At 69.1% G+C, this 16,922-nt stretch carries 11 protein-coding genes; 7 read left to right on the forward strand and 4 right to left on the reverse strand.

The features are described from left to right. Window positions 1-203 precede the first annotated feature (203 nt). Together X946_RS28810 and X946_RS28815 are read right to left on the reverse strand one after the other, a co-directional pair. Complete coding sequence (locus tag X946_RS28810) at window positions 204-647, reverse strand: hypothetical protein (protein WP_038755257.1); 444 nt, start codon at window positions 645-647, stop codon at window positions 204-206. Between the two features lie 436 nt (window positions 648-1,083). After that, entirely contained in the window at window positions 1,084-2,046 is a 963-nt protein-coding gene (locus X946_RS28815) for a helix-turn-helix transcriptional regulator (RefSeq protein ID WP_038755258.1), read from the reverse strand. Between the two features lie 285 nt (window positions 2,047-2,331). On the opposite strand from X946_RS28815, the gene X946_RS28820 reads away from it, so the two are divergent. From X946_RS28820 to X946_RS28830, 3 genes are all read left to right on the forward strand, one after another. Next, entirely contained in the window at window positions 2,332-4,506 is a 2,175-nt protein-coding gene (locus X946_RS28820; protein WP_038755259.1) for a TonB-dependent receptor, read from the forward strand. Between the two features lie 366 nt (window positions 4,507-4,872). After that, window positions 4,873-6,795, forward strand: coding sequence for an ABC transporter ATP-binding protein (locus tag X946_RS28825; RefSeq protein WP_038755260.1), 1,923 nt, complete (start codon window positions 4,873-4,875; stop codon window positions 6,793-6,795). Then, window positions 6,795-8,645 carry an ABC transporter ATP-binding protein gene (locus X946_RS28830; protein WP_081990127.1) on the forward strand — a complete coding sequence of 617 codons (1,851 nt, stop codon included), beginning with the start codon at window positions 6,795-6,797 and terminating at the stop codon, window positions 8,643-8,645. Before X946_RS28825 ends, X946_RS28830 begins: the two co-directional genes overlap by 1 nt. Window positions 8,646-9,007: 362 nt before the next feature. On the opposite strand, the gene X946_RS28835 is transcribed toward X946_RS28830, so the two are convergent. Further along, on the reverse strand, window positions 9,008-9,829 hold the full coding sequence (locus X946_RS28835) for a hypothetical protein (protein ID WP_038755261.1): 822 nt from the start codon (window positions 9,827-9,829) through the stop codon (window positions 9,008-9,010). A gap of 91 nt (window positions 9,830-9,920) precedes the next feature. Here X946_RS28835 and X946_RS28840 point away from each other — a divergent pair, with 91 nt between their 5' ends. From X946_RS28840 to X946_RS28860, 4 genes are all read left to right on the forward strand, one after another. After that, window positions 9,921-10,175 (forward strand): hypothetical protein, encoded by a 255-nt coding sequence (locus X946_RS28840; RefSeq protein WP_038755262.1) that lies wholly within the window; start codon window positions 9,921-9,923, stop codon window positions 10,173-10,175. Window positions 10,176-11,303: 1,128 nt separating this feature from the next. Next, complete coding sequence (locus X946_RS28850) at window positions 11,304-12,170, forward strand: SAM-dependent methyltransferase (RefSeq protein ID WP_038755264.1); 867 nt, start codon at window positions 11,304-11,306, stop codon at window positions 12,168-12,170. A 410-nt stretch (window positions 12,171-12,580) separates the two neighbouring features. Then, window positions 12,581-13,519: a prolyl aminopeptidase gene (gene pip / locus X946_RS28855; RefSeq protein ID WP_038755265.1), complete on the forward strand. Its 939-nt coding sequence runs from the start codon at window positions 12,581-12,583 to the stop codon at window positions 13,517-13,519. Window positions 13,520-13,721: 202 nt separating this feature from the next. After that, on the forward strand, window positions 13,722-14,546 hold the full coding sequence (locus tag X946_RS28860) for a class I SAM-dependent methyltransferase (RefSeq protein ID WP_038755266.1): 825 nt from the start codon (window positions 13,722-13,724) through the stop codon (window positions 14,544-14,546). Between the two features lie 293 nt (window positions 14,547-14,839). Here X946_RS28860 and X946_RS28865 read toward each other — a convergent pair whose 3' ends face one another. After that, on the reverse strand, window positions 14,840-16,450 hold the full coding sequence (locus tag X946_RS28865) for a methyl-accepting chemotaxis protein (RefSeq protein WP_038755267.1): 1,611 nt from the start codon (window positions 16,448-16,450) through the stop codon (window positions 14,840-14,842). Between the last annotated feature and the right edge of the window lie 472 nt (window positions 16,451-16,922).

The following is a 16,922-nucleotide window of genomic DNA, read 5'->3' on the forward strand; positions in this document are numbered from 1 at the left end:
TGGAATGCGAAATCCCGGAACGCAAGGACGCTCCGCCGGCGCGTCGCGCCGCCGCCCGTTGGCGGGCGATGGCGCGACGCGTCGTGCGGTCGCCGGTATTCGGATGGGGGGCGGAAACGCTCGCGTGACGAGGCGCGTCGGCTGCCGCGGCACGTGCGGCGCCGTGCGCCGGTCAACTCGGCGCGGCGTTCGCTCTCGCGGCGCTACGGACTTCTGCGCGCGGCGCGCGGCGCGGCTGGCGTTCGCGCGCGGCCGCCGCCCTGCTCAAGCCACGCCTGCGCCTGTGCGCGCGCTTCGACGTGCGTCGCGGCGATGCGAAACGGGTAGGGCGCATGCCCGGCGCGGTCCCACGCGCGGGCCTTGTCTTCGTAGACGCGCCGCCGCGCGCCGTCCGCCTCGATGCGGATCGCGCCGGCGCACAGCCGCTGCTGCTCGGCGTTGTCGCGACTCCATTGAACATACGCGGATACGAAGCGCGGCGAATGACGCGGCAGCTCCTCGCCGTCCATCACCAGCACGAACGGCTCGGCGCGCGCGTACAGCGCCTTGAACTGCGCGAGCCGTGCATCCGCCTCCGTATCGGGCACCTGCGCGGGCATGTGCAGATACACGAGCGGCCAGGATCGGGTGTCGATGAAGTCGTTCATGAATCCCTCGTCGGTAACGCCACGCAAGCGACAAGACTCGGGACAGACGAACCCGCGCGCGGCCTTCGGGCGACACGCGCAATCGATCGGCGGCCGCCTGAAAGATCCGTTTGAGGATCGGCGAGCCATCGTCTGCCTGCCCCGAGTGCAACGGCGCTGTGCGACGCGCGCTGCCTCGATTTGTCGTGCTTCTTATTATTGAGAACGATAAGCGTTATTGTTTAGAGCCTCTACCCGAAACGGGTTTATTTGCGCTCGCATCGGTATCCGGCCGCCGCCGAAAAACGCTCGCCCGACACGGATGGCGCGGCATCCGCATCGGGCGAAAAGAGGGGGGCGGGAGGGCGCAGCCGGGGTGCGGACAGCGACGGGCGATGCCGCGAAAGAGCGCGTCATGCGGATATCGCGCAAGGCCCGGATGCCGCCGGACGAATCGTCAGCGGCGATGCTTGAACGCCGACGGGTTGACGCCGAACTGCTTCTGGAACGCCGCCGTGAAATGGCTCGCGTTCGCGTAGCCCATGTCGGCGGCGACGGTCATCACCGGCATGTCGGCGCACGCCAGCCGACGGCGCGCCTCGTGCATCCGCTCGTGCTGGAAGAGCCCGTAGACGCTGTGATCGAACAACTGGCGAAAGCCGCGCTTGAGCTTGAGCACGCTGAGCCCCGTTTCCTTGGCGAGCGCCGCGATCGTCGGCGCGCGGCTCAGATCCGCGAGCAGCAGATCGCGCGCGCGCAGCAGCTTTTGCCGGTCCGCGGCCGGCAGCGGCCACGCGTGCTGCGCGGGCTCGCCGTGCGCCTCGATCACGAGGCTCGCGAGCGCGAGGCTCTGCCCGAGCAGCCACAGCGACGGGCGGCCCGAGCGGCCCTGCGCGCATCGATGCCTGTCTTGCAGCGCATGGCTCAGCGCCTGCGCGGTCGCGCGCATCTCGGCGTCGCATCGGCATGGCGCGCAACAGCGCGCCGAATCGAGCTTGCGCTGAAGCGCCGTGTCGAGATCGGGCGCGAGCTCGCGCACGAGATCCGGCCGGATCGACACGGTCACGCTTTCGATTCGGCCCGCATGCATCGCGCGGCCGCTGCAATCGGGCGTGTAGCTGATGCATCCCGTGCCCGCCGACAGCACATGCTCGGTTTCGCGGACGCCGGTGTCGATCGAGAAGCGCGAGCGGCCCTGCAGCGCGCAACAGAAATGCACGCGGCCCCAGTCGTCGCGAAGGTTCATCGAGACCGGCTGCCGCAGCTCGCCTTGCCAGACGAGCACGTCGATGCCGTCCTGCAACGCGACGCGCAGCAGCCGGCAGTCGGGCGCGGATTCGGGGGGCGGCGTGGAATCCGCGAGCAGCGTCGATATCGCGACTTCGGGTGTTGTCGCATGCGTAGGACTGGTAGCAGGCATCGGTGATCGTCTCCGCGCACATACCGATCGGGGTAGAAGTCGATCCGATCGGGGTGGCAATGTAAATGAGAATTGTTATCATTATTGCAATTCCAGTCGCCGCCGTCGAGACGATTCGCTCATTCCGGGAGAGCCGGTCGGTTTCGGCGGCTTCACGCGCCCTCGGGCGCGCGACGGCTTCGTCTCGTCATGGCGCGCGCCCACGACGACACGGGATTGCTCGTGAGGCACGATCGCACGAGGAGTCCGCCGGCCGTCCTACGAGATCATCAAGGAGTGTGTTTCATGCGGTATCAGCGGGCCTGGCGGGGCAGGCTCCAGGCGTCGAACGCCTTTGCAACGGCAGTAGCGGTTTCTCTCATTTCTTTGGCGGGCATCGCCCGCGCAAGCGCGGCCGACGCATCGCCGGCGCAGCGGCCGGACGGCGCTCCGGCTCGGGCCGGCTTGCCGCCCGGCGCGGCGCAGGCCACCGAGCTGTCCGCGGTGACCGTCACCGCGAGCAAGCGCGATCAGCCGCTCGCGACCCTCAACGGCGCGGCGGTCGTCGTCGAGCAGCCGGCGCTCGACGACGCGCAGATCGCGAACACGCTCGATCTCGCGCGCGTGCTGCCCGGCGTGCAGATGACGGGCGGCGGTTCGCTGCTGTTTCCGCTGATCGGCTTGCGAGGCGTCACGTCGGCGCAGGATTTCTACAATCCGGCGCTGACCGTGTACGTCGACGGCGTGCCGCAGTTGCCCACGTTCGCGTCGCAGACGCTCATGAGCGTCGATCGCGTCGAGTTGCTGAAGGGGCCGCAGGGCACGCTGTACGGCAAGAGCGCGGAAGGCGGCGTGCTGAACATCGTCACGATGCCGCCCGACAACACGCCGCGCGTGCACCTGCGGGCGGGCGTCTCGAGCCGCGGCGGCAACGTCGAGCAGGCGGAGGTCGCGGGGCCGCTCGTCAAGGATTTGCTGTACGGCGCGGTGTCGCTCGCGCACGTCGACGCGCCCGGCGATCTGCGCAATCCGGTGAGCGGCGCGGATCATCAGGGCGGTTCCCGCTCATTGGCAGGCAGCGCGAAGCTGCGCGTCGCGCCGACCGGCGCGCCGTGGGAAGTGAACGTATCGGTCGGGCGCGATTGCGCGAAGGCGACGCAGGATATCTACGTGCCCTTCGACGACATCGGCGGCCGCACCGCGAACATCGATCCGCGGCTGCCCGCGCAATACGCGGAGTCGTACATGCGCCGCTGCGGGAACAGCTACGCGCTGTCCGGGCGCTACGACATCGGCGACTGGCGTCTGTCGGCGGTTTCCGCGTGGCAGACGCTCGACATCGAGCGGCGCTTCCCGTTTCTCCAGTACTTCGTGCAGCAGCCGGAGAACTGGCGGCAGAACGTCCAGGAACTGCGGCTCGCGACGCATGCGCCCGGCCGGCGCTGGGACGCGGTGTTCGGCCTGTATCGGCAGGACGTGCATCAGTCGCGCACGTACGTCAACGACATGGTGATTCCGTCGGTCGTCAATCTGTCGACGACCGCGTCGAGCAACGAGAGCAAGTCGATCGCCGCTTACGGCGACGTCACGTGGCACGTGACGGGCGCGCTCGATCTGTCGGCCGGCCTGCGGGCGTCGCGCGATCAGGCCTGGACGCAGTTCGCCGGCACGGCGATGGCGTCCGCGTCGACGTACGCGCCGTTCGCCGGCGCGAGCGGGATGGCAGGCAACCGGATTCTCGGCAAGCTGTCCGCCGGCTATCAGATCGATCCGGCGTGGCGCGTCTATGCGAACGTGTCGCAGGGCTACAAGCCGGGCGGCTTCAATCTCGCGCCGTCGAGCCTCGCGGATGCGCAAGGCTTCGGCCCCGAGCGCGCGGTGAGCTACGAGCTCGGCGCGCGGTACACCGGGCAGAAGCTGCGCGGCAGCGTGGCGCTCTATCGGATCGACATCCGCAATGCGCAACTCTACGGCAGCGATCCGCTCGGCTACCAATCGCTGCGCAACGTCGGCGACACGCGCTCGACGGGCGTCGAGTTCGGCGTCGAATGGGGCATCGCGCGCGGCTGGACGGCGGCGCTCGACGGCTTCTTCAACCACGCGACGTTCCGCAGCTACGTCGATCCGTTCGGCTGCGCCGCGTGCGCCGGCAACGACGTTCCGTTCGCGCCGCGCTACGGCTTCACGCTGAACGTGGGCGGCGACGTGCCGACGAGCGTCGGCACGGTCCGGCCGCGCGTCGCGGTGCGCTGGGTCGGCGCGCAGTACTTCGACGTCGCGAACAAGCTGCGCCAGGGCGGCTATGCGCTCGTCGACGCGTCGCTCGGCTGGCGCGTGCGCCGCGACGTCGAGCTCACGCTCTATGCGCAGAACCTGACGAACCGCGACTACCGCACGTATGCGTTCCGCGCGCCGACGGGCAATCTCGCGCAGGTCGGCCTCGGGCGCACGGTCGGGGTGACGGTTGCGTTCGACTACTGACCGCGCGAGCCGCGGCGCGGCGGATCGCTGCGCGCGCCGCGCCGCGCTCGATGCGCCCGCCCGCCCGCCGCGCGGCGCCGGGCGGCGACGTCGCCCGCGATGCGCCGCCGCGCGCGATCGCGTGCCGTCGCGCGACGCGGTGCACGGCCGTCGCGCGGACGCGCACGGTTTCTCCTGCCGCCGCGCGCCGCGCGTGATCGGCTTGCGCCGCCGCGCGCCGCGCGTGATCGGCTTGCGCCGCCGCGCGCCAACCAGTCTCGCCCGTTGCCGGGCCCACGAGGAATCGCCATGTCCGAACCACCGACCGAATCCGCCCGTCCAGTACGCCGACGGCGCGCGGATGCCCGCCCCGACCCGTGGCGCATCATGCGCCCGGTGCGTGCGCAGATCCGCTTCGCGATGTTCGTCTCGTCGCTCGCGACGCTGCTGAACGTCGCGTTCCTGCTGTCGCTCGCATGGACCGTGCGGCAGCTCGCCGAGCGGCCGCACGCGTGGCCGGCGTGGCCTCTCGCGTGCGCCGTGCTGTGCCTCGCCGGCAGCTATTTCCTGCGGCTCGGCGCGTTCAGCCAGTCGCACTACGCGGCGTTTCGCCTCGAGAAGATCCTGCGCGGCGATCTGGCCGAGCGCCTGACGCGCGTGCCGCTCGGCACGCTGCAGCAGGTCGGCGCGGGCGCGCTGTCGAAGGTCGTCCACGACGATGTGAAAGCGCTGCACATCTTCGTCGCCGACAGCACGCCGCTCTACGCGCGCGCGTTCGTCGGGCCGGCGTGCACGCTCGTCGCGCTGCTGTGGCTCGACTGGCGGCTCGCGCTCGGCGCGGCGGCGGTGATGGCGATCGGATTCGGCGTGCTGACGCTCGCGATGCGCAATTCGGTCGAGATGAGCCGGCTGTACAACGACGCGCGCGAGCGCGTGAGCGCGGCCGTCATCGAATTCGTGCAGGCGATGCCCGTCGTGCGTACGTTCGATGCCGGCTATTCGACGTTCGGCCGCTTCCAGCATGCGCTCGACGCGTATCTCGACGTGCTCACGCGCTGGTATCGGCAGGCGGGCTTTTCCGCACGCTTCTCGTTCGCGGCGCTCAATCCGCTGCCGACGTTGCTCGTGATGCTGTGGCTCGGCGCGTGGCTCGTCGCGCGCGATGCCGCGGATTTCGGCGCGTGGATCGCGGTGCTGCTCGTCGGCACCGGCATGGCGGAGGCGATGATGCCGATGATGATGCTCAACCACATGGTCGACAAGGCGAAGCTGAGCGTCGCGCGAATCCAGCAGACGCTGGCGTTGCCGACGCTGCCGATGCCCGCCGTTGGGCGCGCGCCGGCCGACGCGAGCGTCACGTTCGAGAACGTCGGCTTCGGCTACGGGGCGACGGCCGGGGACGATTCGGACGCCGCGCCCGCCTGCCGCGACGCCGGTCGCGTTCGGGGCGCCGGCGGTGGCGCGAGCGGCGACACAAGCGGCGGCACAAGCGGCGACAAGCACGACGCCGCCGCCGTCGACGACGACGACGCCGCCGACGCCGCCGACGCCGACGACCGCGACGGCGCGCGCGTGCTGCGCAACGTGAGCTTCCACGTTCCGCAGGGCTCGACGACGGCGCTCGTCGGCCCGTCGGGCGCGGGCAAGACGACCGTCGCGCGGCTGATTCCGCGCTTCTGGGACGTGGACGCGGGGCGCGTGCTCGTCGGCGGCGTCGACGTGCGCGACATGACGGCCGATACGCTGATGTCGCAACTGGCGTTCGTGTTCCAGGACACGTTCCTGTTCGCCGACACGATCGCGAACAACATCCGCCTCGGTTCGCCGAATCGCACGATGGACGACGTGATCGCGGCGGCGAAGGCCGCGCAGGCGCACGACTTCATCATGGGCCTGCCGCACGGCTATGACACGCGCGCGGGCGAGCGCGGCGCATTCCTGTCGGGCGGGCAGCGGCAGCGCGTCACGATCGCGCGCGCGATCCTGCAGAACCGCCCGATCCTCGTGCTCGACGAGGCGACCGCGTTTTCCGATCCGGAGAACGAGGCCGAGCTGATGCGGGCGCTGTCCGCGCTGATGCGCGGCAAGACGGTGATCATGGTCGCGCATCGGCTGTCGACGATCCGCCATGCCGACCAGATTCTCGTGTTCGATCAGGGCGAGCTCGCCGAAGCGGGGCGTCACGATGCGCTGCTGGCGGCGCGGGGCGTCTATGCGCGGCTGTGGGACAGCCACGAGCGCGTGCAACGCTGGGCGCTGCGCGGGGGCGCGCAGGAAAACCGGAACCGCGTCGAACAGGAGCGCGCGTGATGAAACACGAATCGACCGAAACCCCCTGCCCGACGTCGTGGCGCGTGACGTATCGCCGGCTGACGAGCGTCGCGGGCCCGAATGCGGCGGCGCTGCGCGCGAGCATCGTCGGCCTGTGCGTGGCCGCGGCCGCGCAGGGGCTCGCGCTCGCGTGCCTGTTTCCGCTGATCGCCGCGATCGTCGGCGCGCGCTCGATCGAGTCGGCGTTCGGCTGGCTGGTCGCGATGACGCTGATCGCCGCGTTCGCGACACTCGTTCGCTGGCGCGCGCAAGGCTTCGAATACAACGGGCGCATGGCGCACACGACGCACGCGCTGCGCATGCGGCTCGGCGAGCAGTTGCGCCGCATGCCGCTCGAAACGCTGCAGGACAAGCGCTCGGGCGAGATGAACGCGCTGCTGCTCGGCAACGTCGATGAGAACCTGAACTACACGCTCGCGATCGTCAACATGATCGCGCTCGCGACCGTCACGCCCTGCGTCGTCGCGCTCGCCGCGCTTTTCGTCGATTGGCGCGTCGGCCTGATCCTGCTGCTCGTGTTTCCCGCGATCGTGCCGCTGTACCGCTGGCGCCAGCCGGCGCTCGGACGCGGGATGCGCGCGCTCGCGGACGCGCACCGCCGCCTGAACGCCGACATCGTCGAATTCACGCAAGGGCTGCCGGTGCTGCGCGCGGCTTGCGGCGACACGGCGAAGGCGTCCACGCTCGCCGAGCGCTGCGACGAGTTGCTTGCCATGCAGACGGCCGCGCACCGCAAGAGCGCGAAGCCGAATCTCGTCGTCGCGAGCGTCGTCGAGCTGGGCCTGCAGCTCGTCGTCGCGGCGGCCGTCACGTGGGTCGTGATGGGATCGCTCGATCTGTCGGTCGTCGCGGCCGTGATGGTGATCGTCGTGCGCTTCTCCGAGCCGATGGCGACGCTGATCGGCTATGCGGCGGTCGTCGAGATGATCGAAGCCGCGCTGGAGCGCATCGAGGCGCTGCTCGCGGTCGAGCCGCTGCCGTTGCGTGAGCCGTCTTGCGTGCCGAGCCGCTTCGATTTGCGTTTCGACGACGTGTCGTTTCGCTATGCGCGTGCGGCGGGCGACGCGCTCGGCGGCTTCAGCGCGACGCTGCCGGCGAACGGGATGACGGCGCTCGTCGGCCCGTCCGGATCGGGCAAGTCGACGATCGCACGTTTGCTGCTGCGCCATGCCGATCCTCAGCGCGGTGCGATCGAGATCGGCGGCGTCGACATTCGCCGGATTCCGGAGGCGGCGCTGAATTCGCTGATTTCGGTCGTGTTCCAGGACGTCTACCTGTTCGACGACACGGTGCTCGCGAACATCCGGATGGCCCGCCCGGACGCGACGGACGACGAAGTCGAGGCGGCGGCGCGCGCCGCGCAATGCCACGCGTTCATCGAACGCCTGCCGCAGCGCTGGCAGACGCGGCTCGGCGAGATCGGCGGCCGGCTGTCGGGCGGCGAGCGTCAGCGCATCTCGATCGCGCGCGCGCTGCTGAAGAATGCGCCGATCGTGATTCTCGACGAGCCGACCGCGGCGCTCGACGTCGAAAGCGAACTGGCGGTGCAGCGCGCGATCGATGCGCTCGTGCGGGACAAGACCGTCATCGTGATCGCGCATCGTCTGTCGACGATCGTCGGCGCGGACCGGATTCTCGTGATCGACGGCGGCCGGCTCGTGCAGCAGGGGCGGCACGACGAGCTGATCGCGGCCGACGGGCGCTATCGGGCGATGTGGGACGCGCAGTATCGGGCAAAGGCGGCTCTCGACGGATTCGGCGGGGCGCCGCGCGGGCAGCGCGCAACGCCGGCGACGAACGCGGACGACGCGGTGGCGCAACGCCGCTGACACGGCGGCGGCGCGGTCGACGCATGGGCTCGGCTCGTTCTCGCGCGGACGTGAGCGGCGACGAAGCCGCATGCGAACCGGGCGCGGCGGCACGGCTCGGCGGCGTAATGGCGAACGGCACGAGGGTACGATCGCAAGACCGCAAGACCGCAAGACCGCAAGACCGCAAGACCGCAAGACCGCAAGACCGCAAGACCGCACGACCGCACGACCGCACGACCGCACGACCGCACGACCGCACGACCGCACGACCGCACGACCGCACGACCGCACAACCGCACAACCGCACAACCGCACAACCGCACAGCGGCGAAACAGTGAAACCCCAAGGCGGCGGCCTCGTCCGTCCGCGCCTGCTTGCATCAATCCGCGGTGTCGCCGCCCTTCGGAACCTTCGCCTGCGCCTTCTTGCCCGGCGCGGGCGACCATGCGGGGCGCGTCTTGCGCGCCGAATCGACGACGACGAGAAAGCGGCCCGACCAAGGCGTGACTTGCCGATGCGCGCGCAGCACCCAAGGCGTGTCGCCGGTGGCGGCGCGCGCTTCATACTCGGCGTCGAGAATCCCGTGCTGATCGATGAAGACGTTCAGCGTCGCGGGAATCCGCACGCATCCCTTCGAGTGGCGAATGCCGAGCAGCGGTTCCAGATATTCCGGGTCCGTCGCGTGCATCTGAAAGCGCATCTGAGACACGCCGCCCTTGCCCCAGCCGCGCTCCGCGTCTGCCCAGCCGAAATCGTAGATGCGCATGTCGTGGCGGCCGTAGCCGCGAATGCCGTTGTCGTTCATCGTGCCTTCCGCGCGGAAATCCATGTTCGCGGGCGTGTGCTCGAACACGCCGAGCGGCGTCACGAAATGGTCGTACTGGCCGGGCAGGCCGGTCGCGACGGGCGATGCGCCGATCATCTGCCACGTGTTGTTCCGCGTCGTGCGGAAGTAGATGAATGCCGCCTGCACGTTCGGCGCGCGATCGACGAGCACGACGTATTCACGGGCCAGCTCGCCCAGATTGCGCGTATCGAGCATTTGTTGCAGGCGCTCGCCGTATGCGCGCTGCTCCGCTGCCGGCACCTTCAGGCGTCGCGTGACTTCGTGCGCGAACGTTGCGCGCAACGCGAGCGCGCGGCGCGTTACGTCCGCTGCTTCGGCTTCGGTCAGCGTCGGCAGCGGCGGGGCGGTTAGCACGCGGGGCGTTGCCGATTGTGCGCTCGACGCTTGCAAAGACGCGGATGCGCCGGATGCCTCCGACGCGCTCGACGCGCTCGATGCGCTCGAAGTGCCCGAAGTGCCTGAAGTGCCCGAAGTGCTCGAAGTGCTCGAAGTGCTCGATGCGCCGGATGCGTTCGACGCGCCCGATGGCGCGCGATGTGACTTCGTGGCGGGCGCGACCACTGCCGAAGCCGCGCTGGCCGACACGGATGCTTTGGTGGTAATCGTCGCAGCCAGTTCGGCGCTAACCGGTTGCGATACGAATATCGCGAAGCCCGCAAGCGATGTGCGTGCAACGACGCAAAGCATGCATGCGCATTGAAGGAGACGTGGCTGCGTAGTGTGAGGACGGTTCATCGAAGCTGCCCCCGGCGAATCCGAAAATGCCGGTCGGTCTAGCCGCGGCACACACCGGTTCCATTCGCCGCGAATGTCGAGGCTTTCTTTGCTTGGTTTGCGATTCCGATGCCGAAGTTCCGACTTTCATCGGTCGTGGGGGCGCGCCGCCGCTTGGGTGACGTGCGCTTCGTCATGCCCTTTCATTCTAGATAGCTGCGCCTGAGCCGCGTTGATCCGGATCGAATGCGCGCGTCGGGCGTCGCCGGAGTGTTTGCATTTCGCATTCGACACCCGGCAACAGCATGACGAGCCGGATCGTGCGCGTCTTCCCGTGACGGTTAGCGCGCACCGGTGCTTCGCGGCGGCGTGCGTCGCGCGGTGCGCTCGGAGCGTGTCGCGCCGCGCGATCGGCGTGGGTGGCGCGCTGCACGCCGGAACGCGTGACGCGCGGATGTCGAGCGAGGCAAGGCGGGACGCGCAATGATCCGGGCGGGGCGTGATCGTGGGCCGACCGTCCGGACGATTGCATGCGCGAGGCGACGGCCGGTGAATTCGACGTTCGGCAGCGCCGGCGCGGAATGATTCGGTATCCGGTGCAATCGGCGCGCGGCCGTCGCTGAGGCGAAGGCGCTCTAAGGCACGTTCCCGTGATCGAAAAAATCCGTCGAGGGGCTGGCCGCCAGAAGGGCCGATCGCTGCGTCATGCTCCTCGCGAATACGTCGAGTATTCACTTCGTCGCAATCCTTGTGCTCGGCCCTTCTGGCGGCCAGCGCAAGCCCGTTATTAGCGGGAACAGGCCCTAGGGCGCTTTCGTTGACGTTCCATGTGCAATGCGCTTGGCATCGCGGCTCGGGGCGCTCGTCGTGTCCGCGGCGTCGAGACAGGCATCGAGACAGGCATCGAAACAGGCATCGAAGCGCGGCACGCGGCATCAGATCGCTTGTTGGAACCGTTTTTGTCGGCGCGCACGACGATTAGACGAACGAAACGTGCCGATGAGCGCAGGCGCGGCGGAATTCGCGCGAGCGCGCATGCGAGTGCATTCGTCTCGCGATCGGCCGATGCGCGGCCTACACTGGATTCATCGAACTTTTCAGACGAGGTGTCGACATGGCGTTGACAGCAGCGCAGACCGGCGCGCGACCGATTGCGATGGTCGCCGTCGAGCAACGGCTTCCCGCGGAGCGGCGCATCATCGTCGACGAACTGGCGGGCGCGATCGCGCCGCTTGGCACGCGAGCGATCGTCTCGTTGATCGGCCCGCGCGGGGCGGCCTGGATGGCCGCGAAGTCGGACCGGAATTTCCCCGGCGTCTGGGGCGGCATCCTGTGCCGCAAGCGCTTCATCGACGAGAAGTTGCTCGAATCGGCCGGCGAGATCGATTCGTTCGTCAATCTCGGCGCGGGTTTCGACACGCGCGCGTATCGGCTCGCGCCGCTCGCGAGCGTGCCCGTGTGGGAAGTCGATCAACCGCGGAACATCGATGCGAAGCGGCGGCGCCTTCGCCGCCTGTTCGGCGAGGTGCCCGAGCACGTGACGCTCGTGCCGATCGATTTCGAGCGCGAGACGCTCGCCGCGGAGCTGGCCCGGCACGGCTATTCGAGCGGCAGGCGAAGCTTCTTCGTGTGGGAAGGCGTCACGCAATATCTGACCGAGGCGGGCGTGCGCAAGGTGCTGGATTTTCTCGCGACCGTCGCGCGCGGCAGCCGGCTTGCGTTGACCTACGTGCGCAAGGATTTCATCGACGGCCGGAATCTGTACGGCGACGAGAATCTCCATCGGCGCTACGTCGAGCAAGGCCGGCTCTGGCATTTCGGCCTCGATCCGCAGGACTTGCAGGGCTTTCTCGAACCCTATCGCTGGCGCGTCGTCGAGCATCCCGAACCTGCGGCGCTCGCGCGGCGCTACATCGAGCCGACCGGTCGGGCGCTCACCTGCATGCCGCTCGAACGGACGGCTTACGCGGAGAAGATCTAGGCGCGATCGAGCGGCCGATCGCCGATCGCCCGATAGGCCGATAGTCCGGCGCGCCGACGAATTCACGTCGCGCAGGGCCGCCTCGAGCGTGCGCTCGACGGCGGGTGCCCGGGGAATCCGGGCTCTTACCTCCACCATGCGGGCCGCCGGCGGCGTTCGCGCTGCTCGTCGGCGCGTTGCGCCGCGACGGGTAGCGCGGGCGGCCGGGCGATGACCGCGCGCAAGCGGTGCTACCGGGCGCGGACTGGCGCGGACTGGCGCGAACGGGCGCGCCGATTTTCCGTCGACTCGGCATAATGAAGCGTCGCTTTCGACGCCGAACCGGGGCCGCCGGCCGACGATGCGCACCCGCGCCCGTCGTCCGCGCCCGATCGCTCCGGTCGTTTTCTTCCATTCATCCGGAGCGCCTCTTGTACCCACCGATCGAACCCTACGCGCAAGGCTTGCTCGACACCGGCGACGGCCATCAAGTGTATTGGGAGCTGTGCGGCAATCCCGACGGCAAGCCGGCCGTCTTCCTGCACGGCGGGCCGGGCGGCGGCTGCCGCGCCGATCACCGCCGCCTTTTCGATCCCGCGCGCTACAGCGTGCTGCTGTTCGATCAGCGCGGCTGCGGCCGCTCGACGCCGCACGCGAGCCTCGAGAACAACACGACGTGGCATCTCGTCGACGACATCGAGCGGCTGCGCGAGATGGCGGGCGTCGAGCGCTGGCTCGTGTTCGGCGGCTCGTGGGGCAGCACGCTCGCGCTCGCGTACGCGCAAACGCATCCGTCTCGCGTGAGCGAGCTCGTCGTGCGCGGCATCTTCACGGTGCGCCGCGCGGAATTGCTGTGGTACTACCAGGAAGGCGCATCGTGGCTGTTTCCCGATCTTTGGGAGGCGTTCGTCGCACCCATTCCGCCGTCCGAGCGCTCGGACCTGATGGCCGCGTACCGCCGCCGGCTGACGGGCGACGACGAGGCGGCGAAGCACGAAGCCGCGCGCGCATGGAGCATCTGGGAAGGCCGGACGATCACGCTGCTGCCGAATCCCGTGCACGAAGCGCATTTCGGCGACGCGCATTACGCGCTAGCGTTCGCGCGCATCGAGAATCACTACTTCGTTCATCAAGGTTTCATGGAGGAAGGGCAGTTGCTGCGCGACGCGCATCGTCTCGCGGGCATTCCGGGCGCGATCGTCCAGGGGCGCTACGACGTCGCGACGCCCGCCCGCACCGCGTGGGAGCTCGCGAAGGCGTGGCCGCGCGCGTCGCTCGAGATCGTGCCCGACGCGGGACACGCATATGACGAGCCGGGCATCCTGCGCGCGCTGATCGCGGCGACCGATCGCTTCGCGCGCGAGCGTTGATTCGCGATCGGGCATCGCGTGCGACGCACGTCTCGCCGCATCGCGAAGCGGTGCGCGCGTGGCGCGCCGCTTCGAGCCTTTCTTCGAAATCTCCGCCAGTGTAAGCCGCAGAACAGAGATGCGTGAGCGCGCATGACGATACTCGAAGCGAGTTCAACGAAGTGCGGCGATTCGCCGAGGCTGTCGGCGAAGAGGGGGAGTCGTGAACGCAGGTTTCGTGCAGGACCGCATCAATCAGGCCGTCTGGCGCAGCCGCAGCGCGCTTCGCGGATACGGGCGCGCATCCGGCTGGACCGATCCCGGCGAGGCGGCGGCGTTCGCATGGATCGCCGAGCGCGTGCGCGACGAGCCGATCCTCGACGTCGGCGTGGGCGGCGGGCGCACCGTGCCGCTGCTGAAGTCGATCAGCGCCGACTACACGGCCGTCGACTACACGCCCGAGCTCGTCGAGATCTGCCGGCGCAATCATCCGGGCACGCGCGTGCACCGGATGGACGCGCGCGACATGTCGACGTTCGCCGACGAGAGCTTTTCGCTCGTCGTGTTCAGCTACAACGGCATCGACGCGGTCGATCACGATGGCCGGATGTCGATCCTGAAGGAGTTCGCGCGCGTGCTGCGGCCGGGCGGCTTCGCGCTGTTTTCGACGCACAATCTCGCGGGGCCGAGCTATCGGGAAGGGCCGTCGCGGCTCGTTCGTCTGCCGCGGCGCTCGGCGAATCCGCTCGCGCTCGCGATCGATGCGGCGCGGATCGCCTATTCGCTGCCGGTCGGCGCGTTCAACTATGTCCGGAATTCGCGTTTCAATCGAACGTTCGACGGCTATGCGATGCGCGTGTGCGCCGCGCACAAGTTCGGGATACTCATCATGTATACCGATTTCGACACGCAGCAGAGGCAGCTCGATGCCGCCGGCCTGAAGCTGCGCGCGGCGTTCGGCGGCTCGACCGGCAAGCCGTTGCGGCGCGAACAGGATCTCGGCGGCGAAGCGTGGTTTCACTTCGTCGCGAGCAAGCCGAGTGCGTAGCGTGGATGCGGTTGCATTGATGCGTCGCATGTGATTCGCTGCGTCGCGTTCAGTTTCGTTCAGTTTCGTTCAGTTTCGTTCTGTTGCGTTCAGTCGTTCGGTCACGCTCAGTCGCGCTTAGCCGAGCCGTGCCGTGCCGAGCCGTGCCGAGCCGAGCCGAGCCGAGCCGCGCCGTGCCGTGCCGTGCCGAGCCGCGCCGAGCCGTGCCGCGCCGTGCCACACCGAGCCACACCGAGCCGCACCGAGTTGCGCCGAGGCGAGCGCCGGTGGTATGCGCGCGGCTCGCCGGGCGTTCAGACAAACGCGTCCGCCAGCCGAAGTTTTTGCTCGGCGGGCTGCTGCGCGCCGCGAGCGTCGCCGCGCTCGCTCACGCGATCGTCTTGCAGCCTGAACACCGCGACCGCGCCGTGCAGCGCGCGCGCCTGCTCGGCGAGCGCGTGCGCCGCCGCCGACGCCTCCTCGACGAGCGCCGCGTTCTGCTGCGTCACGTTGTCCATTTGCGCGACGGCATGGTTGACCTGCTCGATGCCGACGCTCTGCTCGTTCGACGCCGACGCGATCTCGCTCACGATGTCCGTCACCTGCCGCACCGAGCCGACGATCTCGCCGATGATCCGCCCCGCGTCGCCGACGAGCGCGGAGCCCGCGCCGACGCGTTCGGCCGACTGCTCGATCAGCGCCTTGATTTCGCGGGCCGCCGTCGCGCTGCGCTGCGCGAGCGTGCGCACCTCGCCCGCGACGACCGCGAAGCCGCGCCCTTGCTCGCCCGCGCGCGCGGCTTCGACGGCCGCGTTCAGCGCGAGGATGTTGGTCTGGAACGCGATGCCGTCGATCACCGCGATGATCTCGGCGACCCGGCCCGAGCTGTCCGCGATCCCGCGCATCGTGTCGACGACTTGCCGCATCACGTCGCCGCCGCGCGTCGCGGTCGTCGACGCGCCTGCGGCCACCGCGCACGCATGCTGCGCATGCTCGGCGTTGCGGCGCACGGTCGACGTGAGCTCGTCCATGCTCGCCGCCGTTTCCTCGAGCGACGCCGCCTGTTCCTCGGTGCGCGACGACAGATCGAGATTGCCCGACGCGATCTGCGCGCTCGCGGTCGCGACGCCGTCGGCGCTGTGCCGCACGTCGTGGACGACGCGCGACAGGCTCGCCTGCATGTCCTTCAGCGCGGCGAGCAGCTCGGCGATCTCGTCGTCGCCGCGCGCGTCGATCGGCGTCGACAGATCGCCCGTCGCGACCCGGCGCACGCAGGCGAGCGCGCGCGCGAGCGGGCGCGTGACGGCGCCGCTGAACCAGACGCCGCCGGCGAGCGCGAGCGCGAACACGACGAGCGTCGCGACGATGCTGACCGTCGTCGCGTGCGCGGCGTTGCTCGCGGCTTCGGCCGATTCGCGCGCGCTGTCGGCGGCGATGTCCTGCGCGGCCTTTTCGAGGAGCGCGGCGGGCGCGCGATCGACGCCGGCCACGGCCTGGTCGCCCGCCGACGGATCGAAGCCCGACGCCTTGAATGCTTCGAATCCCTTACGATAGCCTCGCCCCATTTCCACGTGCGCCGACGCGAATTGCTCGATCAGCCTGCGGCTCTCGCCGTCGGGCAGCTTCGATTCGAGTTCGGCGGCGAGTGCGCCGACGGTTCGTTCGCGCTGCTGGAACGCGCTCCAGTACTTGTCGAGTTTCGCCGGGTCCTTGCCGCGCAGCAGCGTGTCCTTCCATTCCTGCACTTGCAGCTTGAACGCGACGAGCGTCGCGGACACCATCCGCTCGTTCGCGGCGTTTTGCTGGACCGTCGTGGCGTACGTGTCGAGCGAGCGGTTGAGCGCATGAATGCCGTAGAACGCGCCGGCGGATGTGACGACGAGGGCTGCCGCGAAGGCAAGCGGGATTTTGTGGCGGAGCTTCATCTGATTTCGGGCGTTGCTGGGTGAATGCCGTGTGGCCTGCGTCGATGGCTGGTTATCGGCGCGGGCCCGGGTTCCTTAAATCAGATGATTGAGCGCGACGGGCAGGCGAATCGCGGATGCCGGGATGCGATGGGATGCGTCGGGATGCTCGGGATGCGCGTGCGAGCGGGCGGGGCGCGCAGGCAATGCGGGCGCGTTGCGGCCGACGAATCGCGTGACGAAGCGAGAATCGCGACGAAAGGCGCGAGGACAACGCGCTGCGAATGCCGCAAGCTGAAAATCGCGAGACGCGAGACGCGAGACGCGAGACGCGAGACGCGAGACGCGAGACGCGAGACGCGAGATGCAAGTCGCAAGTCGCGAGATGCAAGTTGCAAACCGCAAACCGCAAACCGCAAACCGCAAACCGCAAACCGCAAACCGCAAACCGCAAACCGCAAACCGCAAACCGCAAACCGCAAACCGCAAACCG

Origin of the sequence: Burkholderia sp. ABCPW 111 (genome assembly GCF_000773065.1) — a bacterium.
Taxonomy (GTDB): domain Bacteria; phylum Pseudomonadota; class Gammaproteobacteria; order Burkholderiales; family Burkholderiaceae; genus Burkholderia; species Burkholderia savannae.